Annotated in this window: 26 protein-coding genes; 7 read left to right on the top strand and 19 right to left on the bottom strand. The window is 65.2% G+C overall.

Going from position 1 to position 21,710, the window contains the following annotated elements; translation table 11 throughout:
- Positions 1 to 65: 65 nt before the first annotated feature.
- Complete coding sequence (locus SMD14_RS02885; protein WP_321215249.1) at positions 66 to 251, bottom strand: hypothetical protein; 186 nt, start codon at positions 249 to 251, stop codon at positions 66 to 68.
- Positions 252 to 521: 270 nt separating this feature from the next.
- Here SMD14_RS02885 and purS point away from each other — a divergent pair, with 270 nt between their 5' ends.
- Genes purS through purL form a run of 3 tightly spaced genes read left to right on the top strand, consistent with a single transcriptional unit; the run spans position 522 to position 3,866 of the window.
- On the top strand, positions 522 to 773 hold the full coding sequence (gene purS / locus SMD14_RS02880; protein WP_157239345.1) for a phosphoribosylformylglycinamidine synthase subunit PurS: 252 nt from the start codon (positions 522 to 524) through the stop codon (positions 771 to 773).
- Position 774: 1 nt separating this feature from the next.
- Positions 775 to 1,560, top strand: a complete 786-nt coding sequence (purQ, locus tag SMD14_RS02875; RefSeq protein WP_321215248.1) for a phosphoribosylformylglycinamidine synthase subunit PurQ — start codon at positions 775 to 777, stop codon at positions 1,558 to 1,560.
- Complete coding sequence (purL, locus tag SMD14_RS02870) at positions 1,557 to 3,866, top strand: phosphoribosylformylglycinamidine synthase subunit PurL (protein WP_321215247.1); 2,310 nt, start codon at positions 1,557 to 1,559, stop codon at positions 3,864 to 3,866. Before purQ ends, purL begins: the two co-directional genes overlap by 4 nt.
- 73 nt (positions 3,867 to 3,939) lie before the next feature.
- Here purL and SMD14_RS02865 read toward each other — a convergent pair whose 3' ends face one another.
- From SMD14_RS02865 to SMD14_RS02845, 5 genes are all read right to left on the bottom strand, one after another.
- Entirely contained in the window at positions 3,940 to 4,749 is an 810-nt protein-coding gene (locus SMD14_RS02865; RefSeq protein ID WP_321215246.1) for a hypothetical protein, read from the bottom strand.
- Positions 4,750 to 4,998: 249 nt separating this feature from the next.
- Positions 4,999 to 5,292: a DUF503 domain-containing protein gene (locus SMD14_RS02860; protein WP_321215245.1), complete on the bottom strand. Its 294-nt coding sequence runs from the start codon at positions 5,290 to 5,292 to the stop codon at positions 4,999 to 5,001.
- A 76-nt stretch (positions 5,293 to 5,368) separates the two neighbouring features.
- Positions 5,369 to 5,686: a putative quinol monooxygenase gene (locus SMD14_RS02855; protein ID WP_321215244.1), complete on the bottom strand. Its 318-nt coding sequence runs from the start codon at positions 5,684 to 5,686 to the stop codon at positions 5,369 to 5,371.
- Positions 5,683 to 6,237: a DUF1990 domain-containing protein gene (locus tag SMD14_RS02850; protein WP_321215243.1), complete on the bottom strand. Its 555-nt coding sequence runs from the start codon at positions 6,235 to 6,237 to the stop codon at positions 5,683 to 5,685. Before SMD14_RS02850 ends, SMD14_RS02855 begins: the two co-directional genes overlap by 4 nt.
- Entirely contained in the window at positions 6,227 to 6,637 is a 411-nt protein-coding gene (locus SMD14_RS02845; RefSeq protein WP_157239354.1) for an MmcQ/YjbR family DNA-binding protein, read from the bottom strand. The genes SMD14_RS02850 and SMD14_RS02845 overlap by 11 nt, the downstream gene beginning before the upstream one ends.
- 45 nt (positions 6,638 to 6,682) lie before the next feature.
- Between SMD14_RS02845 and SMD14_RS02840 the strand changes: the two genes are divergently transcribed.
- Positions 6,683 to 7,711 carry a 2-oxoglutarate and iron-dependent oxygenase domain-containing protein gene (locus SMD14_RS02840; protein WP_321215242.1) on the top strand — a complete coding sequence of 343 codons (1,029 nt, stop codon included), beginning with the start codon at positions 6,683 to 6,685 and terminating at the stop codon, positions 7,709 to 7,711.
- A gap of 12 nt (positions 7,712 to 7,723) precedes the next feature.
- Here SMD14_RS02840 and SMD14_RS02835 read toward each other — a convergent pair whose 3' ends face one another.
- The 6 genes from SMD14_RS02835 to SMD14_RS02810 form a co-directional block, all read right to left on the bottom strand.
- Positions 7,724 to 8,149 (bottom strand): CoA-binding protein, encoded by a 426-nt coding sequence (locus tag SMD14_RS02835; RefSeq protein WP_157239357.1) that lies wholly within the window; start codon positions 8,147 to 8,149, stop codon positions 7,724 to 7,726.
- A gap of 60 nt (positions 8,150 to 8,209) precedes the next feature.
- On the bottom strand, positions 8,210 to 9,100 hold the full coding sequence (locus tag SMD14_RS02830; protein ID WP_321215241.1) for a hypothetical protein: 891 nt from the start codon (positions 9,098 to 9,100) through the stop codon (positions 8,210 to 8,212).
- Positions 9,097 to 9,648 carry a sigma-70 family RNA polymerase sigma factor gene (locus SMD14_RS02825; RefSeq protein ID WP_321216336.1) on the bottom strand — a complete coding sequence of 184 codons (552 nt, stop codon included), beginning with the start codon at positions 9,646 to 9,648 and terminating at the stop codon, positions 9,097 to 9,099. The genes SMD14_RS02830 and SMD14_RS02825 overlap by 4 nt, the downstream gene beginning before the upstream one ends.
- 305 nt (positions 9,649 to 9,953) lie before the next feature.
- A complete protein-coding gene (locus tag SMD14_RS02820) occupies positions 9,954 to 10,229 on the bottom strand; it encodes a hypothetical protein (RefSeq protein ID WP_321215240.1) in 276 nt (91 codons plus the stop codon).
- A gap of 340 nt (positions 10,230 to 10,569) precedes the next feature.
- Entirely contained in the window at positions 10,570 to 11,859 is a 1,290-nt protein-coding gene (locus tag SMD14_RS02815; RefSeq protein WP_157239378.1) for an adenylosuccinate synthase, read from the bottom strand.
- Between the two features lie 256 nt (positions 11,860 to 12,115).
- Positions 12,116 to 13,177 carry a M14 family zinc carboxypeptidase gene (locus SMD14_RS02810; protein WP_321215239.1) on the bottom strand — a complete coding sequence of 354 codons (1,062 nt, stop codon included), beginning with the start codon at positions 13,175 to 13,177 and terminating at the stop codon, positions 12,116 to 12,118.
- A gap of 360 nt (positions 13,178 to 13,537) precedes the next feature.
- On the opposite strand from SMD14_RS02810, the gene SMD14_RS02805 reads away from it, so the two are divergent.
- A complete protein-coding gene (locus tag SMD14_RS02805) occupies positions 13,538 to 14,170 on the top strand; it encodes a uracil-DNA glycosylase (RefSeq protein ID WP_157239380.1) in 633 nt (210 codons plus the stop codon).
- Positions 14,171 to 14,260: 90 nt separating this feature from the next.
- Here SMD14_RS02805 and SMD14_RS02800 read toward each other — a convergent pair whose 3' ends face one another.
- The 3 genes from SMD14_RS02800 to SMD14_RS02790 form a co-directional block, all read right to left on the bottom strand.
- Positions 14,261 to 14,683, bottom strand: a complete 423-nt coding sequence (locus tag SMD14_RS02800; RefSeq protein ID WP_321215238.1) for a DUF3151 domain-containing protein — start codon at positions 14,681 to 14,683, stop codon at positions 14,261 to 14,263.
- Positions 14,684 to 14,685: 2 nt separating this feature from the next.
- Complete coding sequence (gene fbaA, locus SMD14_RS02795; RefSeq protein ID WP_321215237.1) at positions 14,686 to 15,705, bottom strand: class II fructose-bisphosphate aldolase; 1,020 nt, start codon at positions 15,703 to 15,705, stop codon at positions 14,686 to 14,688.
- A 137-nt stretch (positions 15,706 to 15,842) separates the two neighbouring features.
- Positions 15,843 to 16,502 (bottom strand): TrmH family RNA methyltransferase, encoded by a 660-nt coding sequence (locus SMD14_RS02790; protein WP_321216335.1) that lies wholly within the window; start codon positions 16,500 to 16,502, stop codon positions 15,843 to 15,845.
- Between the two features lie 79 nt (positions 16,503 to 16,581).
- Between SMD14_RS02790 and SMD14_RS02785 the strand changes: the two genes are divergently transcribed.
- Positions 16,582 to 17,412 carry an HAD-IIA family hydrolase gene (locus SMD14_RS02785; RefSeq protein ID WP_157239385.1) on the top strand — a complete coding sequence of 277 codons (831 nt, stop codon included), beginning with the start codon at positions 16,582 to 16,584 and terminating at the stop codon, positions 17,410 to 17,412.
- On the opposite strand, the gene SMD14_RS02780 is transcribed toward SMD14_RS02785, so the two are convergent.
- From SMD14_RS02780 to pyrE, 4 genes are all read right to left on the bottom strand, one after another.
- Positions 17,409 to 18,449: an alpha/beta fold hydrolase gene (locus SMD14_RS02780; RefSeq protein ID WP_321215236.1), complete on the bottom strand. Its 1,041-nt coding sequence runs from the start codon at positions 18,447 to 18,449 to the stop codon at positions 17,409 to 17,411. The genes SMD14_RS02785 and SMD14_RS02780 overlap by 4 nt on opposite strands.
- A gap of 82 nt (positions 18,450 to 18,531) precedes the next feature.
- Positions 18,532 to 19,155, bottom strand: coding sequence for a hypothetical protein (locus SMD14_RS02775; protein WP_321215235.1), 624 nt, complete (start codon positions 19,153 to 19,155; stop codon positions 18,532 to 18,534).
- A gap of 102 nt (positions 19,156 to 19,257) precedes the next feature.
- Positions 19,258 to 20,025, bottom strand: coding sequence for a GAF and ANTAR domain-containing protein (locus tag SMD14_RS02770; protein WP_157239389.1), 768 nt, complete (start codon positions 20,023 to 20,025; stop codon positions 19,258 to 19,260).
- Positions 20,026 to 20,142: 117 nt separating this feature from the next.
- Positions 20,143 to 20,727 carry an orotate phosphoribosyltransferase gene (pyrE, locus tag SMD14_RS02765; RefSeq protein WP_157239391.1) on the bottom strand — a complete coding sequence of 195 codons (585 nt, stop codon included), beginning with the start codon at positions 20,725 to 20,727 and terminating at the stop codon, positions 20,143 to 20,145.
- A 74-nt stretch (positions 20,728 to 20,801) separates the two neighbouring features.
- Here pyrE and nadE point away from each other — a divergent pair, with 74 nt between their 5' ends.
- Positions 20,802 to 21,656: an ammonia-dependent NAD(+) synthetase gene (nadE, locus tag SMD14_RS02760; RefSeq protein WP_321215234.1), complete on the top strand. Its 855-nt coding sequence runs from the start codon at positions 20,802 to 20,804 to the stop codon at positions 21,654 to 21,656.
- The last annotated feature ends 54 nt before the right edge of the window (positions 21,657 to 21,710 follow it).

Raw genomic sequence — 21,710 nt, 5'->3', positions numbered from 1 at the left:
GCGGAGCATCAAAAAGGGCGCCCCGAAGACGCCCTTACAAGTTCTCAGATGGCAAACGCCTCCCGCTACCGGCGCGGGGTGCGGACCACCTCGCTGATCCACTGCCTGGTCTTTTCATCCACGGGACCTGCCACCCGGTTCTCCCGGGCGAACCGGTCAGCCTTGATCTTCTGGAGCACCATCCGGCCCAGCCCGGCGAACACTGCTGCGGCAACCACTGGCAACAGCAGGGATTTCGAATTCTCAGCCATCCAGCAATCCTAGTGACGCAGGACGCACAACTCCAGAACTCCCGCCGATACCTGTAGTCACGCCGAAATCAACCCCGGAACCACCGTCAATCGCCCGAATACAGGGTGGGGCGCTGCGGCCGGTAGAATGGGCTAGCAAGCTCGCGGAGCGCCCGTCCACAAGGTCTAGGAAACAGTGCCTGGCACAGCATGTCCCAGACACCCCGGTACGGCGTGAGACGGCACCACTCCGCTGCGCCCTTACCCAAGCTCACGCACAGGAGTTACCGGATGCCCCGGATCGTTGTTGACGTCATGCCCAAGCCCGAGATTCTGGACCCGCAGGGGAAGGCGATCGTCGGCGCTCTCCCCCGTCTGGGCTTCACCAGCTTCAGCGCTGTCCGCCAGGGCAAGCGGTTCGAACTGACCGTCGACGGCGAGGTGACCGAGGAAATCCTGGCCCAGGCACGCAATGCCGCAGAGACCCTCCTGTCCAACCCCGTCATCGAGGACGTCGTCAACGTCGAGGTCGTCGAGGCCTGACATGACTGAACTTCCCCTGATCGGCGGCGCAACCGCCGTCGCCGCAGATGCGCGCCTCGCGGACGCGAAGATCGGCGTCGTCACCTTCCCGGGAACGCTCGATGACCGCGACGCTGCCCGCGCAATCCGCCTGGCCGGCGGCACCGCCGTCGAACTCTGGCATGGCGACTCCCAGCTTGGTGACGTGGACGCCGTGGTGATTCCCGGCGGTTTCTCCTACGGCGACTACCTCCGCGCAGGCGCCATTGCCCGCTTCGCGCCGCTGATGTCCAGAATCATCGACGCCGCCAACTCCGACGCCAAGCTGCCGGTCCTCGGCATCTGCAACGGCTTCCAGATCCTCACCGAGTCGCACCTGCTGCCCGGCTCGATGATCAAGAACGACCACCTGAAGTTCCTCTGCCGCGACCAGGTGCTGCGCGTCGAGAACAGCAACACCGCGTGGACCCTGGACTACCAGGCGGGCCAGGAAATCACCATCCCGCTCAAGAACCAGGATGGCCAGTACATCGCGGACGAAAAGACCCTGGACGCCCTTGAGGCTGAGGGCCGCGTGGTGTTCCGCTATGTGGGCTTCAACCCGAACGGCTCACGCCGCGACATCGCCGGCATCTCCAACGCCGCCGGCAACGTGGTGGGCCTCATGCCGCACCCCGAGCACGCCGTGGAGGTCGGCTTCGGCCCCGAGACTGTTGTGTCCCGTGAGACGGGTATCGCCGGGTCCGACACCGACGGCCTCGGTTTCTTCACCTCCGTCCTGAACAAGATTGTGGGAGGCGACAAGTGACCACGGAAACCACCAAGAAGTTCAATATCGACACGGTCGAGCACGCCGCGAAGACGCCGGACACGGAGCTGCCCTGGGCCGAGCTGGGCCTGAAGCAGAACGAGTTCGACGAGATCGTCAAGGTCCTGGGCCGCCGCCCCACCGGCGCGGAACTGGCCATGTACTCCGTCATGTGGAGCGAGCACTGCTCCTACAAGTCCTCCAAGAACCACCTGCGCCAGTTCGGCCAGAAGGTCACCGAGGAAATGAAGAAGGACATGCTGGTGGGCATCGGCGAAAACGCCGGCGTGACCAACCTGGGGGACGGCTGGGCCGTGACCTTCAAGATCGAATCGCACAACTCGCCGTCGTTCGTTGAGCCCTACCAGGGCGCAGCCACCGGCATTGGCGGCATTGTCCGCGACATCATCTCCATGGGTGCCCGCCCCGTGGCCGTCATGGACCCGCTGCGCTTCGGCGCCATCGACCACCCGGACACCGCCCGCGTCATGCATGGTGCAGTGGCCGGCATCGGCGGCTACGGCAACTCCCTGGGCCTGCCCAACATCGGCGGCGAAATGGTGTTCGACTCCGTCTACCAGGGCAACCCGCTGGTCAACGCCCTGGCCGTCGGCGTCATGCGGCACGAGGACATCCGCCTGGCCAACGCCTCCGGCAAGGGCAACAAAGTGGTCCTGTTCGGTGCGCGCACCGGCGGCGACGGCATCGGCGGCGCCTCGGTGCTGGCCTCCGAGTCCTTCGACGACACCAAGCCCTCCAAGCGCCCCGCAGTGCAGGTGGGCGACCCGTTCGCCGAGAAGGTCCTCATCGAATGCTGCCTGGAGCTCTTCAAGGGCTCGCTGGTGGAAGGCATCCAGGACCTTGGCGCCGCGGGTATCTCCTGCGCCACGTCCGAGCTGGCCTCCAACGGCGACGGCGGCATGCAGGTTGAGCTGACCTCCGTCCTGCTGCGCGACCCCACGCTGACCCCGGGCGAGATCCTGATGTCCGAGTCGCAGGAACGCATGATGGCCGTGGTCACGCCCGAGAACGTGAAGGCGTTCGAGGCCGTGATGGACAAGTGGGCCGTGGAGTACTCCTGGCTGGGCGAGGTGACCGATACCGGCCGCCTGATCATCACCTGGGAAGGCGAGGTGATCGTCGACGTCGATCCCCGCACCGTGGCGCACGACGGCCCGGTCTACGACCGCCCGTTCGCCCGCCCCGAGTGGCAGGACGCCGTGCAGGCGGACACCTTCACCGGTTCCGTTCAGGACGCAGGACGCCCGGCTGCCCCCGCTGAGCTGGCCGCGGCCGTCACCGAACTGGTGGCGTCCCCGAACATGTGCTCCAAGTCCTGGATCACCAACCAGTACGACCGCTACGTGGGCGGCAACACCGCCATGGCATTCCCCGACGACGCCGGCGTGGTGCGCGTGGACGAGGAGACCGGCCTGGGCGTTGCCCTGGCCACCGACGCCAACGGCCGCTACACCTACCTCGATCCGTACCACGGCGCGCAGCTGGCGCTGGCTGAGGCCTACCGCAACGTTGCCACCGCGGGTGCCGTCCCGATGGCTGTCAGTGACTGCCTGAACTTCGGTTCCCCCGAGGACCCGGATGTCATGTGGCAGCTCGCCGAGGCCATCCGCGGCCTGTCCGACGCCTGCATGGTGCTGGGCATCCCGGTGACCGGCGGCAACGTCTCCCTGTACAACCAGACGGGCACCACGCCCATCCATCCCTCCCCGGTGGTGGCAGTGCTGGGCAAGCTCGACGACGTCGCCCGCCGCACGCCGTCGGGCTGGCGTGAGGATGGCCAGGCGATCTACCTGCTGGGCACCACCGGCGCGGAACTTGACGGTTCCGAGTGGGCCAACATGCGCGGACACCTGGGCGGCCAGCCGCCCAAGGTGGACCTCGAGGCCGAACGCGCCCTGGGCGAGATCCTGATCAACGCGTCCCGCGACGGCATGATCGACTCCGCGCACGACCTCTCCGAGGGCGGCCTCGCAGCTGCCCTGGTGGAGTCCTCACTGCGCTACGGCGTGGGTGCCCGGATCGCGCTGCAGGATGTCCTGGACCGGGACGGCGTGGACCTGTTCACGGCGCTCTTCTCCGAGTCCCAGGGCCGCGCCGTTGTGGGCGTCCCGCGCTCCGAGGAAGTCCGCTTCACGGACATGTGCACCGCCCGCGGCTTCGCCCACACGCGTATCGGCGTGGTGGATGCGGCCAGCGGCACCCTGGAGATCAACGGCGTGGAGTCCCTGTCCCTGGACGCCCTCCGTGAAGCCCACGAGGGGACCCTGCCGAAGTACTTCGGCTGACCCTCCCCTCCGATCGATTGCTCCGTATTTGTCGTTTTGAACCCTCAGAACGACAAATACGGAGCAGTCGTTTTTAATCGCCTCGACGCCAGCCGGCCTGGATCAACGCTGCCCGGATCTTGGCGACCGCAGGTTTCGCATCGTTGAACATGTGGCGCTTCGAGATCCTTACTTCGGTCCAGCCCAGGGCTGCGTAGCGCTCGGACCGGTCGATGTCCCGCACAATCTGTCCCTCTTCGCCGTGGTGTTCGCCCTCGTATTCGATCCCGATCCGGTACTTCCGGTAGGAGAGATCCGGCTCGTGGTGCCTCATGCCGTCCTCCGAGATGACGGGAACGTTCAGCTCGGGTTCGGGCAGCCCGGCCCGTGCTACGGCCAGCCGAAGCAGTGTTTCCTGGGGCGAATCCGAGCCCACCCTGATGAGCTCTATGGCTTCTTTGGCCTTGCGGAGTCCCCGCTTGCCTTTGTGCCGGTTGATCATCCGCTGAAGATCGCCGATGGAACACAACGGCATGTCCCGGCCCTCGAGCTCCGGCCTGGGCACCCGCACACAGCTGTCCCCCATGACCACGAGTTCGTCCACCGTCAGCATCTCCGCCATGTCCAGCCAGGTGCGCTCCGGAGTGGTCACGGGAATTCCATCGACTACCGTCACCTCGTCGCTGTAAAGCTTCATTCTGTGCACGATGACATGCGGCCTGTTGAGGTGGGCCGCACCCTCCGGCCTGATGACGTGAAACATTTCCGGATTCCCTTTCTGCCGGCGTCGCGGCAGGACCAGGATCTCCGCCGCAGTGAGGTGCGAGGCGGCACATCGCACATTGACCTCAAGGAAGGGCCGCACCCTGGCACTCAAGGGGAGCGCCGCCGTCGTGCGTTCCATGCGGATGCCCCTGCCATGGCGCACCAACGACCCATGACGCCAGCGCCGCGGGGACACTCCTGCGAGCGCCGCATCTGCAAGGGTGAAGGGGCCGGTCCGGAGTTCGTCCGGCAACGGGCGGGGCGTCTTCATCGGTCCATGAGACCAGAATCGGGGACAGGCCGCAGAAGTTATCCACACCCCTCATCGACTGCTGAGTACCTGTCGTTTTCGCGCGTGAAAACGACAGGTACTCAGCAGTCGATGGGGTTAGTCCTCGCTGTGGTGGTCACGCTGCCGGGCACTGAGCAGTTCCAGCTCGGGCCGGGCTGCCACGAAGCGTTCGACGGCGTCCAGCACCTCAATGAGGTGGGCGCGGTCTGCTGCCACCAGGCCGACGCCCACCTGGGAGCGCCGGTACTGGTCGTGATCACCCACCTCGGCAACCGAGACGTCGAAACGCCTCCTGATCTCGGCGAGCAGCGGCCTGATCACGGAGCGCTTTTCCTTAAGGCTTTGGACGTCGCCCAGGAGGATGTCGAATTCGATCCAGCCGATCCACATGCCTTCATGCTATCGAGTGCTCCGTACCTGCCGTTTAGGAGTGCCAGAACGGCAGGTACGGAGCAATCGATGGAGGTTAGATGGCGAGCTCGCCCATCTGGTCCCAGCCCTCGCCGTCGAGCTGGCGGCTGATGATCCGGGGTGTTTCGGCAAGCGCCTGGGGCATGTCCGCCATGGCCTGCTTGAAGTGCGGGCTGTTGACGTGGTCTCCGGCGGCGTCGTCCTTGAAGGCCTCCACCAGGACGAACTCGTTGGGGTCCTCCACGCTGCGGGACCAGTCGAACCACAGGTTGCCCGGCTCCTCCCTGGTGGCTTGGGTAAAGTCGGCAACCAGGTCGAGCCACCGCCCGGACCATTCAGGCTTGACCTTGAACTTAACGACAATGAAGATCACGTTGGTGTTCCTTCCGCGGCGAGAGTGCGTGCCCCTTCAATGTACCGGGACGTGACATAGCGCTGCGCCGCCCGCGTGACGATGCCGCCGGCCGCGTAGAACCAGTTGGCAGGTTTGCTGAACGCCCGGATCCGCAGAAACACCTCCCCGCGGGCGCTGATTTCCACCTCGAAGGATTCCTCGCCCCTTGCCGGATGCCCGGGCAGCGTTCCGTACCCGAATCCGGCGGACTGCGGCATGTCCTCCCCGGCCGGTGCCCGGACCCACACCACCTGGCATGGCGCGTCCAGCCGGAAGGGCCCGGCGCCGAAGCCGCTCACCACCCGCGCCCCGGGCACCGCCACGGGGGAATCGGCACGGACGCGGAGCCCTGCCCTCCGCTGCAGCTCCCAGCCCAGGATGCCGTCCGCAATGCGCCGGTACACGGCAAGGCCCGTGCCCACCCTGACCTCCTTCAGCACGGCGGGGTAGCCCGCAGGCGCGGTGCCCTGCTCCGTGCTTCCGATGCCGGGATAGTTGAGCGCTCCGGCCGCCCCGCCCTTACTGCCCATCCGCGCCGTCCAGGCGGGCCCAGCCCAGCTGTTCCTGCTGCTTCCTGGTGAGGCCTGCCACCACCAGGTCATAGGAGTCCTCCACCATGTCCCTGATCATGCCGTCCGGCAATGCCCCGTCCAGCTGCACCCCGTTCCAGTGGGTCTTGTTCATGTGCCAGGCCCCGTTAATTTCAGGGTGCGCGGCGCGGAGCTGAACCGCCAGGCCCGGCTCGCACTTGAGGTTCACGTACCCGTCCTTCGTGTCCATTGAGGAGAGCGCGAAAACCTTGCCCCCGTTCCGGCCGTTGCCGGCAACATCGGCGCGGACTTTGAAGACGGCGGTCTCAGGCCCGAACGGATAATCCTCGTACGCGCCGGGGAAGGAGAGGCAGATTTTCCTCAGAGCGTCCGGGTCCATGGAGGAAGCCTATAAAGCCATCGCGTCCGGTGCTAGTCTGCGAAGATGTCACACGATCAGGGGGCCATACCTGTTCTGGACCTGGCGACGGCGCGGCAGGCCGACGGGTCATTCCACCCGGACTTCATCGAGCAGCTGCGTTATGCCACCCATAACGTGGGCTTCTTCCAGATCACCGGCTACGGCGCGGCCAGCGGGCAGGCTGAACACCTCCTGGACGTCATCAGGCGGTTCTTTGACTTGCCGCTGGAAGAACGCATGAAGCTGGACAACCGGCTTTCGCCACATTTCCGCGGCTACACGCGGATGGGCACCGAAGTGACCCAGGGAAAGGCTGACGCCCGGGAGCAGATCGACTACTCGCCCGAACGGACGCCGGTAGCGGAGTATCCGGTGGACCAGCCGTACTGGCTCCTGCAGGGCCCCAACCTCTGGCCTGACGAATCCTTTCCCGAACTCCGGCCCGCCGCCATGGCGTGGGCGGAATTGATGTCCCGTGTGGGGATGGAACTGCTCAGGGCGATCGCCGTTTCCCTGCAGCTTCCGGAGGACTACTTCGACGAGCCGTTCCAGGGGTCGCCGGCATGGATGGGCAAGCTGGTGCACTACGTGGGAGGAGTGGTGGAGGCCGCCGGCGACCAGGGCGTGGGCTCGCACGCCGACTACGGGTTCGTCACCCTGCTGCTCCAGGACGGCGTGGGCGGGTTGGAGGTCCTGCCGCCCGGAGCCACCGAATGGGTTCCTGTGGAGCCGGTACCCGGAGCGTTGGTGGTGAACCTTGGCGAGATGCTGGAGGTGGCCACGGAAGGGTATCTGGCGGCCACCATCCATCGCGTGCAGGCTCCTCCGCCAGGGGTGGACCGCTATTCCGTGCCCTTTTTCTGGTCGCCGCGGCTTGATGCCGTGATCGATCCTGTCCCGCTGCCACCAGAGCTGAAGGCGGCAGCGAGGGGAATCACCGATGATCCGGCCAATCCCCTGCTTTCGTCATTCGGCCTCAATATGCTCAAGGGCAGGATGCGCGCGCACCCGGACGTCACCGAGCGGCACTATCCGGAGTTCATGAAGGGCTGAAAGTTTCCCCTGTCAGAGGTTGAACTTCCAGGCCTGCTGGGCCGGGCAGCTGTCCATCACGACGTCCAGTCCCGCCGCCTTGGCCCGCTCCGCCGCAGCCTCGTCGATGACGCCCAGCTGCATCCACACTGCTTTTGCTCCCACCGCGATCGCCTGGTCCACCACGGCCCCCACCTTTTGGGAGTTAACAAAGCAGTCGACGACGTCGATGGGCTGCTTTGACGCCGGAATGTCCAGGAGGCTGCGGTACCCGGTTTCGCCGTGGACGGCGTCTCCGGGGAGGTTGACCGGGATGATTTCCATGCCCAGGCGGTCCCTGATGAACAGCGCGGTATCGAAGGCGGCCCGCCACTCGTTGGTGCTGAGGCCAACGATGGCCCAGCGCCCTTTGGTGCGCATCAGGCGTTCAATGACTGCGGGATCGTTAGTGTGGCCCATGGGCCCAGCCTACGCGGAGAAGCAGGCGGTAAGGCCAACACCCCGCCAACCAGGGACCGCTTAGCGAATGAACTTTTCCAGCCACTTGGCCCCCGGCAGGACCTTTGCGACAGTGGAATCAGCGCCTCGCTGTGCTGCTGCCAGCTGGCCGGACTCGGCAAGAATTCCGGATGCAGGGCCAACCCCGCGCCCGGATTCTTCTTCGCCTGCATCCGGTGCGGTGCCCGGGTCCGCCCTGTCCGGCGAAGCAGCATCTGACCCGCCGTTTTGAGCGGCCTCGCCGCCGTTCTTCCCCGGTTCCTTCTTCGCCAGGCCCGGTCCGTTAACGCCGGAAGGTACCCCCGAACCGTTCCGGACCTGCCCGGGCGATTGAGGCGAGGAAACCTGCCCGGATCGCTGTGACTGCAGGGCCAGCGGAGAATCCTCGGCCAGCGGGGCTTCGTTGCCGGCCAGCCCGGCGTCACGCTGCGCAGGGACGTCGGTGCCGTCATCGTGATTGCCCTTCTGCAGGAACCCTGAGGTGGTGGCCTGGGGCGTGCGGATGGTCCAGGACGGCGCCCAGTCCTTGAGCATCTGCTGTATCGAGAGGCTGCCGGCAGGGGCGGAGCCGGCCGGGCTGGCCGCAACAGTACCCACACCCATGCCCATTCCAGCCACGAGCGCCAACCCGACGATCGTCGGACGGTGTGAACGGAGCCGGCGGCGCCTGCCGAGCTCGTCACCCGGGCCGTCCGCTGTGTCATCCCGGCGCCGGTCGGGGGCATCATCCAGTGCCGCATGAACGGGGGCGCCCAGCAGCGCTGCCAGCCGTCCCGATGGAACCGGCACAGGCAGGTCCGCCAACTGGCCTATGGCGAGGAGCGCGCGGCGAAGTTCCGCGTCCTGTGCCAGGCCTGCGTCGAGGAGCATCTCCTCCGCAACGGCGGCGAGGTGACGCGCTTGTGGTTTCATGGCTTCAGGTACTCCTTCACTTCCGCAAGGTCCCGCAGCTTGAGGAGCGCCCGGCGCTGGAGCTGCTTCACGGACCCCTCGCTCCTGCCCATGGCGTCCGCTGCCTGCTCGACAGTAAGTCCGGCCACAAGGCGGAGGGACAGTACGTCGCGCTGGTCCTGCGGCAAGGAATCAAGCAGTCCAAGGACTTCCTGCGGCGAAATACGCTCAAGGGCTTCTGATTCAGCCGACGAATCTTCCCGCTGGTCCAGCTCCGGCTCAAACGGCAGTTTGGCGGGCATCCGGCTTTGGCGCCGGTGGTCGTCCACCATCCTGGCGTGGGCCACCGAAAAAATGAATGTGCGGAGTCCTGCGGCTCCCCCGTGCACAGAGTCGAGGCGCGGCAGGATGGAAAGGAACACTTCCTGCATGGCCGCCTCCGGATCTTCGACTCCCCGGGCTGTCAGGTAGCCCAGGACCTGGGATGCATACGTCCGGTAGACAAGGCTGAAGACGGCTGCCCCGGCGGGCCCGTCCCGCAGGTCCTCGTCTGTCAGGGCATCAGTCACGGACGTAGTGCTTTCAGTCAAAAAGGGGTTCGTGTGAGCGGAGAAGCTGTCCGGCCTGCGTAAGGCCCGGTTCCCCGCACAACTTTACCCCTCAGTAATCACCGTCCGGGACCGCCACGCGTACTCCGCCGGTCCCACAAGGCAGCTGCCCCTGCCCTCGGAAAGTGAAAGAGCCGGCCTGGAACGTGATGGGGGACAAGTTCCAGACCGGCGCTACATAGAGGTAATCGCCCGGAAGGGCGGAAGGGTTACGCGTTTCCGAAAAAACTTTTGGAACTTTTTTCGACGGCGGCCCGGCTGCAGGTTCAGCGGGCTGCTGCCGTGGTCCAGCGCGGCGGGTTTGCCTGCCGGCGGGACCCCTGAACGATGGCAAAAGGGTGCGTCCTGGCCGGGACACGCTGGTCTTCGCAGTCGGGCTGCGGCTTTGCGGGGACCGGTGCCGGCGCCGCGGCGGGGGCGGGCCTGGTGACCGCCCCGGCAGGGCAAAGATCGGTGACCAGTCCGGTGCCCGCGCATTCGCGGACGGCGGAGATTCCGGCCGCGAGGGCGGACTTGTCCTCAAAGGGCCCGGATACGGCCATCACCGTTCCATCCGGGGCCAGAAGCCTGAACCTGAAAAACAACTCTGAGTCAACAAAAGCTTCGAACTTTCCGGCCATGATAAATCCTCCCGGTTTGCGGGATCCTGTCCAGCGACGTCTTTGTCACGAACCGGTCCATGCACATCGCTGCGCCTGTGCCCGCGGGTTTGGTCGAACGAATTGGTGATCGCATCACGTGGTGCTGATAAGTCTGTCGTCCAGGTGCCCCGCCCCACAAGAGCTACCGCGTAAACCCTGTGTAAATTGGCGGACTTTTGGAAAAACAAAAGCGGCGGGCACCCGTGTGGGTGGCCCGCCGCCGTCGTAATTCCTGCCCCGGTCAGTCGTTGATGAGGTCGTTCACCACGATGGTCTGGTCCCGGTCCGGTCCCACGCCGATTGCGGAGAAGCGCGTGCCGGACAGCTTCTCAAGGGCGAGCACATAGTTACGCGCGTTTTCCGGCAGGTCAGCCAACGTACGGGCGCCGGTGATGTCCTCGGTCCAGCCCTCGAAGTACTCGAAGATGGGCTTGGCGTGGTGGAATTCGGTCTGCGTCATGGGCATTTCATCGTGCCGGACGCCGTCCACGTCGTAGGCCACGCACACAGGGATCTGCTCGATGCCTGTGAGCACGTCCAGCTTGGTGACAAAGTAGTCCGTGAAGCCGTTGACGCGGGAGGCGTGGCGGGCCAGGACGGCGTCGTACCAGCCGCAGCGGCGGGGACGGCCGGTGTTGACGCCGAACTCGCCGCCCGTCTTCTGCAGGTACATGCCCATCTCGTCAAAGAGTTCCGTGGGGAACGGGCCGGCGCCAACGCGGGTGGTGTACGCCTTGATGATGCCGATGGAGCGGGAGATGCGGGTAGGCCCGATGCCCGAGCCAACGGAGGCGCCTCCTGCCGTGGGGTTGGAGGAGGTGACGAACGGGTACGTCCCGTGGTCCACGTCCAGGAACGTCGCCTGGCCGCCTTCCATCAGGACAACCTTGCCCTCGTCCAAGGCCGAATTCAGGACCAGCGTGCTGTCGATGACCAGCGGGCGGAGCCGTTCGGCGAAGGACAGGAAGTACTCCACGATCTCGTCCACCACCACGCCGCGGCGGTTGTAGACCTTGACCAGGAGTTCATTCTTTTGGCGCAGCGACCCTTCCACCTTCTGGCGGAGGATGGACTCGTCGAAGACGTCCTGCACGCGGATGCCCAGGCGGGCCACCTTGTCCATATAGGCCGGGCCAATGCCGCGGCCGGTGGTGCCGATGGCACGACTGCCGAGGAAGCGTTCGGTGACCTTGTCCAGCACCTGGTGGTACGGGGCCACCAGGTGGGCGTTGGCCGAGACGCGGAGCTTGGAGGTATCGGCCCCGCGGGCCTGCAGGCCGTCAATTTCCTGGAAGAGGGCCTCGAGGTTGACCACGCAGCCATTACCGATGATGGGGACAGCGTTGGGGCTGAGAATGCCTGCCGGCAGCAGCTTGAGTTCGTACTTTTCACCGCCTACGACGACGGTGTGCCCGGCGTTGTTGCCGCCGTTTGGCTTGACGACGTAGTCAACACGGCCGCCCAGGAGATCGGTGGCCTTGCCTTTTCCTTCGTCGCCCCACTGGGCTCCTACGATCACAATTGCTGGCATGGGATCCTCCCCCATTCGTTCGGGCTGCCCGGTTGGCCACTGAGTGGCGGTCCTGCGCAGCGCCGTTCATGAGAATGCCCCGAACGTACCGGCCTTCGCTGGTCCGCGGGGCGGTGCAGCGACGCAAGAGTTCCGGGGCTCTTACCACCCAAGTTTAGCCGATGAGGGACTTTGTCCACTCGTTGGCCGCCGCGGTCCTTCCTGCAGGGTAAAAGGCTCCTGCGTAAGGACCGCGGCGGACTGTCAGCGTGGGCTGCTACTCGTCGTCTGCTTCTTCTCCCGGGCGGGAGGCCTGGGTGGCGAGGCTGTCCCAGAAGGAGGTGTCGGCGTCGGCAATTGAACCGTCAGCAATGGCAGCGGCGGTGGCGGTCAGCGTGGTCACGGTCTGCTTGATCAGGTAGCCGTTGCTCCGGAGCCCCAGGGCGTAGCCGTCCAGGTAGTGGTCGGACATGCCGCGCATCTCGAACAGGAGTGTTGCGATCCCGTATTCCACTGCGATGCCGTTGCGGCTGATGGTTTCAGCGCTGCCGCCCACGTACTTGCCCAGGTGGCCCCAGCCGGTGGAATCAACGTTGTGGAACACCACGGCGCCCAGCTGCTTGGACTTTTCCACCACGGCCGGATCAGCGTTGGGGGTGGTGGGGTACAGGATGGACCCCGACACCAGTTCACCGTCCCGCTGGCTGCGGGTGCCCTGGTGGTGCAGGTCGATCATGTAGTCCACGTTGTACTTGCGCATCACGTTGTTGTGCAGCGCCTGGGTCTCAGGCTGGACCTTGGCCACGTGGTCCCGGTTGAGGTCAACCTCCTCCGCGTTGTAGCGGGTCATGTTCCGGTCGCCCTTGGCCAGGTAGTCGTCCAGCGGGAAGTTCACATCGCCCATGGCGCCGTCCGCGTTCAGCATGGGCACGATGAGGATGTTCACTCCGTCCAGGACATCCTGCGATTTGCCGGTGCCAAGGTGCTTGACAAACTCCAGCGCACCTTCGGTGGTGAGCTGCTCGTTGCCGTGCTGCTGCGTCAGGTAGAGGATGGTGGGCTTGGCCGGGTCCGAAATGTACTTGACCAGGTGGATGTCCCGGCCTTTCACCGTTTGGCCGATGACTTCCAGCTCCATGGCGGACTGGCGGGCGTCCTGGTCTTTGAGGAACGAGACCATCTGGTCGTAGGTGGCAAGCTTCGATGTGGTGATCTGGCCGTTGCCGTCATAGTTGGGGCCCTCTCCGACGGCGAGCGCGGGTGCGGGCGCAGCTAGTGCCGCCAGGGCCAGGGCTCCCGATACTGCCAGGGTCCTGAAAGTTGCCAGGGTATTTCTCACGGTGCGGTACCTCTTCCGGTGCAGGTGGAGTGCGACCAGCCCGCCATGTCCCCCATCACGGGCTGTGACAAAAGCCAACCAACCTGGATGAATCCTGTCAATGGATGTGACTGGATCCTGCAGGCAGTTATTACGTTCCGAAAAGAACGGCGTCCGGAGCCATCCCGGGCGGCTTTGGCCAACTGCCAATGAGTATTGGCTCGAAGCGACCGGCGTTTCGTTTGCCTGGGCTTGCTAAACTGGTAAAGGCCGACCAGGAATCGGCCCACCCCAATTAACCGCCGTTGATGAGCTGTGCCACCGTGCGCCCATTTTCGCCGGCGGAAGCACCATCAATCCCCGCAGGAGATCAAGCACTTCATGACAGCCCTGGCACCCGAATCCTTCCATGAGCAACTCCTGAGCCGCCGCTACGAACCCAACGTTGCTGCCGTCAACGAACTGTGCGATTCCCTGCAGGATGCCAAGCCCGGCACCGTGGTGCCCTACGTCGATCCCATGCACGATGTGGACGAGTGCCGCATCATCAGCCTGTACTCGAACATCGGCGAGGCAGACAAGTCCGGTTTCATCACCCCCGGGGACGAGGACGCCGCCACCCGGATGCTGGGTATCCAGTGGAAGCTGGGCCTGCGTCCCGAGTTCGTGATGCCGTGGAACGTCCACCCGTGGCACATCCCGGGCGAGGCGAACGGCAAATTCACCCCGGACCAGATCTCGGCAGGCCTTAAGCCGCTGCTGAAGTTCCTGGCGGTGGTTCCCCGCGCGTCGGTCATCGTTGCCCACGGCACGGAAGCCAACCGCCTGGCCAACCTGCTCCTGAAAACCGAAGTCCCACTGCTCTGGCGCCGCGGCCTGAAGACGTACAAGGTGCGCTCCCTCAGCGGCCGCGCCTTCGCCGGTTCACCTGCCCGCCAGGAGGAGTACCTCGAGGACATGCGGGTCGCCTACGCGGACGCGATGGCGCGGACAGGGCTGCAAAAGGCAAGCTAATCCGGCTCCGGACCCTTAAGCCGAACGACGGCGGGCGGCCACTTTTCTCGAAAAGGTGACCGCCCGCCGTCGCGCTTTAATAAACGCGGGTTACTTGCCTTCGATGGCCGCCTTGGCCGCCGGGTCGGAATCGTTGAGGAACTTCTCGATCCGTTCCGGCTCCTCCGCTTCGCCAATCGCAGCCGAGGCGCGGCCGAGCGAGTACAGTGCCCGCAGGAAACCCCGGTTGGGTTCGTGCTCCCAGGGAATGGGACCGACGCCACGCCAGCCGTTGCGGCGCAGCGAGTCCAGGCCGCGGTGGTAGCCCACGCGCGAGTAGGCGTAGGAATCGATGGTCCGTCCTTCTGCCCAGGCCTCTTCCGCCAGCACTGCCCACAACAGCGAGGATGTGGGGTGCTTGGCCACCAGGTCCAGGGCTTCCTGGCCCGCTTCGAGCTGCTGGTAGACCTCAGTCTCGGCAGGCAGGAGCGTGGGCTCGGGGCCCATCAGGTTCCTACGGAACTCATCGGACATTCCTAGAAGGTCTTTCCGGCGGAACCGAGCTGCTTGGTGGCTTCCACAACGCGGGCCGCCAGTCCTGCCTCGGCGGCTGCGCCCCAGACGCGGGGATCGTAGGTCTTCTTGTTGCCCACTTCGCCGTCAACCTTCAGGACGCCGTCGTAGTTCTTGAACATGTGGTGTGCCACGGGACGCGTGTAGGCGTACTGGGTGTCGGTGTCGATGTTCATCTTGATGGTGCCGTAGGAGACGGCGTCCGCGATTTCCTGGTCCGAAGAGCCGGAACCGCCGTGGAAGACGAGGTCGAACGGGTTGTCCTTGCCGATCTTGGCGCCCACCTGGGCCTGGATGTCCTTGAGGATCTCCGGGCGGAGCTTGACGCCGCCGGGCTTGTAGACGCCGTGGACGTTGCCGAAGGTCAGTGCGGTGATGTAGCGGCCGTTCTCGCCGGCACCCAATGCCTCAACGGTAGCCAGGGCGTCCTCGACGGTGGTGTAGAGCTTTTCGTTGATCTCGTTCTCAACACCGTCCTCTTCGCCGCCCACGGTGCCGATCTCCACCTCGAGGATCATCTTGGCGGCAGCAGTTCGCTCCAGCAGCTCGCGGGCGATGCGCAGGTTCTCCTGCAGGGTCTCGGCGGAGCCGTCCCACATGTGCGAGTTGAACAGCGGGTTACGGCCGGCCTTGACCTCAGCCTCGGAAGCGGCCAGCAGGGGCAGGACAAAGCCGTCCAGCTTGTCCTTCGGGCAGTGGTCGGTGTGCAGCGCGATGTTCACGCCGTAGTTCTTCGCCACTTCGCGGGCGAATGCCGCGAAGCCCAGCGAACCGGCAACCATGTCCTTGGTGGACGCGCCGGACCAGTAAGCCGCACCGCCGGTGGAAACCTGGACGATGCCGTCGGACTCAGCTTCGGCGAAGCCGCGGAGGGCGGCGTTCAGCGTCTGCGAGGACGTCACGTTCACGGCCGGGAATGCGAAGCCGCCCGCCTTTGCGCGGTCGATCATCTCGGAGTAGATCTCTGGGGTTGCAATGGGCATGCTGACTCCTATGCTGAGGTTCGTCTTTGGGTTGGTAACCCTGGAGTACCGCTTACGGCTAGCACCATCCTAGTCATTTCCGTGCAGCCTGTGCTCCCGGTTACGCCCGCATCCCAAACCCGCAAGCCCGGCGCAAGCTACACGTGCTGGTTGAACACGTGCCGGCGCACCCAGGCGTGCATGGCGATGGCCGCGGCAGAGGCTGCGTTGATGGACCGGGTGGAGCCGAACTGCTCGATGGACAGGGTGGCCACGGCAGCCTCGTGGACCTCCGGCGTCAGCCCGGGTCCTTCCTGGCCGAACACCAGGACGCAGTCCCTGGGCAATTCATACGTCTCCAGCGGCACGGAGTCCGGGAAAATGTCGATCCCGATAATCGCCAGCCCCTCCCCCTGCGCCCAGGCCACGAAGTCCGGCACAGTGGGGTGGTGCCGGACGTGCTGGTAGCGGTCGGTGACCATGGCGCCCCGCCGGTTCCACCGGCGTCGTCCGATGATGTGCACTTCCTTGGCGAGGAACGCGTTGGCCGTCCGCACCACGGTGCCGATGTTGAGGTCGTGCTGCCAGTTCTCGATGGCGACGTGGAAGTTGTGGCGCCTGGAGTCCAGCTCCGCCACAATCGCCTCGTGCTTCCAGTAGCGGTACTTGTCCAGGACGTTGCGGCGGTCGCCGTCGGCGAGGAGATCGGGGTCCCAGTGGTCGCCTTCGGGCAGTTCGCCTTCCCAGGGCCCGACGCCGACCTCCGCCTTTTCAGGGGCAGCCTCCTCAGGTTCGGGCTGCTGGGGGTCGGACGTCATGCCGGGCGTTTGGTTCACCCCTCAACACTAGACTGGACCTTTCGGGCTTTCATCACAGGCATCACACGCGGAGGTAGGCATGGCAGACGAGGACAAGGTCAAAGGATCACCGGCGGTATACCGCAGCGGCCAGGAGATTGAATGCTGGCTGACGGACATGGACGGCGTGCTGGTCCACGAGAACCAGCCGATCCCCGGCGCCGCTGAGCTTATCCAGCGCTGGGTGGACACCTCCAAGCGCTTCCTGGTGCTGACCAATAACTCCATCTTCACCCCGCGCGACCTTGCTGCGCGCCTGCGCTCCTCCGGCCTCGAAATCCCCGAGGAGAACATCTGGACCTCCGCCCTGGCCACCGCGCAGTTCCTCAAGGACCAGGTGCGGGGCTCGGAATCCGGAAACCGCGCCTACACCATCGGCGAGGCAGGACTGACGACGGCGCTGCACGAGGCAGGCTTTATCCTCACGGACCAGAACCCGGACTTCGTGGTGCTCGGCGAGACGCGCACGTACTCTTTTGAAGCCATCACCATGGCCATCCGCCTGATCCTCGCGGGCGCCCGGTTCATCGCCACCAACCCGGACGCAACCGGCCCTTCCAAAGACGGCCCCATGCCTGCCACCGGAGCCATCGCGGCCCTGATCACCAAGGCCACCGGACGTGAGCCGTACATCGTGGGCAAGCCGAACCCCATGATGTTCCGTTCGGCGATGAACCAGATCGACGCCCACTCCGAGACCACCGCCATGATCGGGGACCGGATGGACACGGACATCATCGCGGGCATGGAGGCGGGGCTCCACACCGTCCTGGTCCTCAGCGGCATCACCCACAAGGACGACATCGCTGCCTACCCCTTCCGGCCGAACCAGATCCTGAACTCCGTGGCGGACCTGAAGAACCAGATCTAGAACACCGTCACCCGGGAGCCGCCGCGCGGCAGCGGGAAGTGCTCATCCAGCAGTTCTTCCAGGATGGGCCGGTAGACGCCGGGGTTCCAGCCCGGGCTCGCATGGGCCGGCCTGGCGCCCTCTGTCTGCAGGGAGCTTGACACCATGTTCGCCTTGAAAGCTACGGCCCAGGCCTCCACGGCCGTCTGGTACCGGACGGTGCGGTCGCTGGGGTTGCCGATGTAGGCCATCTTGGCGCCGCCCAGTTTGTCCGCGAACCGGCTGCCCTCGAAGTGGTAGATGTACGCCGACTCGGACTGGATGAGCACGCTGGACGGGGCGATCGGCGACAGCTGTTCCAGGGTCTGGTCAAGGATCTGGCGCCAGCTCCGTTCGTCCTTATGGATGACCCGCTCCCCCAGCTCGTAGCCGCCGCGGAGGGTGGACGGGAACCGGAAACCGCGCTCATAAAGGAACACGACGCCGTCGAACCAGCTCTGGTCCAGGACGTCATGCTTGCTGTAGGGGCTGGAATCGAGAACGATGAACTGCACCTCCACGCCATGGATCTCCCGCAGGCGCGCGGCCACCTGGGTGGCCACCATCCCGCCGAAGCTGTGGCCGTAGAAGAACAACTTGGTGAGCTTCTGCGCCCGGACATGTTCGATGACCGCAATCACGATCTCGTCAATGTCCAGGCCCTGGTTGGAATACCCGACGGCGGCAAGCCGTGCGCGCTTGTTCAGCGCGCCGCGGAGGGAGTTGAGGATCCACTGGGCTTCTTCCCAGCTCGTCTTATAGCCGGGAAAAAGGAACCAACTGGCATCGCGGTAGTAGAGATCGGCGAAGCCGTCATCAACGGGCAGGATCCTATTGGTCCGGCGCTGTGACTGCACCTGGCGGGTCAGCAGCATGTCCGCAGCGAGCAGTCCCGACGCACCGGCTCCCGACAGGAACCCGCGCCGGGAAAACTGTTTGAGGGCAGCACCTTCCGCCAGCAGCCGGGCCCCCGGAACCCCGGGCCGGTCCTGCGGACTTACCTCCCCCTCATACGGCACGCCTCTACCGTAGGCACACCTGAAGTTACCGCCGCAAGACGGCGCCCGTAACCATTGAGTGACGCCATGCAGCCAGCGGCGCTCAGCTGGCCGCCTGCCCCTCCGAGGCTGGAAGTGCTGCGCCGGAATCCTCCTGGCGTCGCCGCAGCTCTTCTCCGATGTCGTTGTAGCGGCCCAGCAGGTCCGAACCCGGGAACGCCTTCGGGCTGTCCAGCAGGGCAAAGATGGAGTCACTCGCGGTCAGCAGTTCCGCTTCCGAATACTCTTCCAAGGGCCGGCCGCACAACTCTTCCAGGCGGCCGACGGGCACCAGCGGAAACTCCTCGGCAAGGTCCTCGGCGTCCCCGCCCCCGTCGGCCAGCCCTTCGATGAGTGCAAGCTCGGGTCCATCTGGATCGTTGCCCCCGGCCCGATCCCCGCTGCCACGGGAGACATCCAGGGAAACGCCGTCGCCGTAGATTCCAGGCAGCGTACCGGTGTCAATGGCATTCAGGTCGCTCCGCAGGCCGGCGAGGGCGGCGGACTCCACCAGCTCAGCCCCGGAAAGGTCAACGTGGATGTGGGAGCGGATGCCCATCCGCCTGATCCGTCGAATAATGTGGGCAAGTTCGGGCCGGGAGCCTTGATTCAGGCTTCCCCGGACACCGATCCGGACAATGTCGCCGGGGACATCGAGGTTAATAAAGGCATTTAGGGCGCGGTCCATAGGTACTCCAAAAGAGGTGTCTATGGCCGACGGCTCAACCTCGGTAAGCGTAACCTCCCCCGAAGCCCCGCACAACCCGTCAGTAACAAGGAAGGGAGCCTGCTATGCGCTCTGGTCCGCCTGGACTTTCCCCGGTTCCTGGAAGTGGGTCCGGGTGCCGGCACCGCCAACCGAATCAACCAAGGACTTGGCAATGTCCCTCAGCTTGGTGTTCGTGTTGCTGGACGCCTCTGTCAGGATGGCGACTGCAGCCTCCTGGCTGCACCTGTTCTGGGCCATCACAATGCCGATCGCGATGTCGATGATGGTGCGGGACTCCAGGGTGGCCCGGAGGTTTGCCGCGCTGTCGGTGTGAAGCGAGAAGCGTACGGCCAGCCGCAGCGCCTGGGAGATCTCCCGGGTGAATTCACGCGCCCTGGCAGTGGCACGCTCATCGAACTTGTGCGGGGCATCGGAGTACAGGTTCAGGGCCGCCTTCGCTTCCCCCTGCAGGTTGAAAGGCAGGGACAGCACGGACCGGAGGCCGTGGGAGGCCACGGCTGTTGCGTAGTCAGGGCCCCAGCGGTTCTCCTCGAACAGGTCCGGAACGTGGACTTCGCGCTCCTCCTGGGCGGCGGTGAGGCACGGTCCCTGCGAGAGCGAATACTGGATCTGGTCCACTTCCCGGGCCGAATCGCTGCTCCAGCCGATGGTGGCAGCCTTGCGGTCGCGGAGCAGCGTGATGCCGCAGAGCGCGTCGTCGCCGTCGCCGGCCATTTGGTGCGCGGAAAAGCGGGCGAGCTCGTTGAGGAAGTCCTCGAAGTCGGCACTCTCCAGGATCAGGTTCTGGACCTGGTCGGTGGTGCTCAAAGGCTGTTCAGGGGGGAGCATGGTGCACGTTCTCCGTACGGGATAGAGGGTTACCGCAAATGATAGAGCAGCCCCACGGCCCGGTCCACACCGTGGGCGGCCCAAGGCCGGCCCGCGAGGCGAACGTAACGGGAAAGGCTAGGAAAGCCCCAGCTCATCCTTGCCGAAGGCGAACAGGTAAGGCACACCGGTTTCCGCTTCGATCTTTTCCTTAGCGCCCGTATCACGGTCCACGATGACGGCCACAGCCACCACGTTGCCGCCAGCCTTCCGGACGCCCTCCACGGCCGTCAGGGCCGAGCCGCCGGTAGTGGATGTGTCCTCCAGGACCAGCACTTTCCGCCCTTCAACCGACGGGCCCTCCACCTGCCGGCCCATGCCATAGGACTTCTGCGCCTTGCGGACCACAAACGCGTCGACGGTCCGACCTGCGTCCGCTGCAGCGTGCATGACCGCGGTACCCACCGGGTCCGCGCCCATGGTGAGTCCGCCGGCGCACTCAAAGTCGATCCCGGCGTCGTCCGCCAGGGCCAGCATCACCTGGCCCACCAGCTTGGAGGCCTCGTGGTGCAGCGTGATGCGGCGCAGGTCGATGTAGTAGTCAGCCTCGGCTCCGCTGGAGAGGATCACCTTGCCGCGGACCACGGCGAGTTCCTTGATCAGTTCCAGCAGTCGGGCGCGGGCGGCTGCAGTATCCACTGCAGTGTCACTGGGGGAAGTCATGGACTCCAGTTTAGTGGGGGCGGCCCGGTGTGGATGCTTGAGCGTTGTTGACACTGCTGGCTAGGCTGGTCCCCATGCGCGAACTCCAGGCCAGCATCATCAAAGAAATGGGCGTACAGCCCCGGATCGATCCTGCCGGGGAGGTACGCAAGCGCGTCACGTTCCTGAAGGATTACCTGAAGGCCACCCATACCAAGGGCTTCGTTCTGGGCATTTCCGGGGGGCTGGACTCTTCCCTGGCGGGCAAGCTGGCCCAGCTGGCAGTCGAGGAGCTAGAGGCCGAGGGGGTGGAAGCCAACTTCGTGGCGGTTCGCCTGCCCTACGGCGTCCAGCATGACGAGGAAGACGCCCAGGCTGCCCTCGACTTCATCAAGCCCAAGACGGAGTGGACGTTCAACATCTCCGCGGCGGTTGACGGTTTCGAGGATGAGTTCGAAAAAACCGTTGGAACGGAAATTTCCGACTTCCACAAGGGCAACACCAAGGCGCGGACCCGCATGATCGCCCAGTACGCCCTTGCCGGAGAACACAATTACCTGGTCATTGGCACGGACCACGGCGCCGAGTCCGTAACGGGCTTCTTCACCAAGTACGGCGACGGCGGCGCGGACATCCTGCCGCTGTTCGGCCTGAACAAGCGGCAGAACCGTGCCCTGCTGGCCGAGCTCGGCGCCCCGGCCCGAGTATGGGAAAAGGTGCCCACCGCGGACCTGCTGGACGACAGGCCGGGCCGCACCGATGAGGACGAGCTGGGCCTGAGCTATGACCAGATCGACGACTACCTGGAAGGCCGGGATGTTCCCGAGTCCGTGGCCAAGTCGATTGAAGAAAAGTACCTGCGCACCCGGCACAAGCGCACGGTCCCCGTGACCATCTTTGACACCTGGTGGAAGAGCGAGGGTCCGGAGGAGCCGCGGGCCGGGCTGTAGCCCGCCGCAGCCTCCCCCCCATCAGGGGAGGCACGACGGCGCGCCGCACCGAGA

The sequence above is a fragment of the Pseudarthrobacter oxydans genome, assembly GCF_034258515.1.
Classification (GTDB): Bacteria; Actinomycetota; Actinomycetes; order Actinomycetales; family Micrococcaceae; genus Arthrobacter.
Note: the sequence above shows the minus strand (reverse complement) of the source record. Positions and strands in the feature narration are given on the sequence as shown.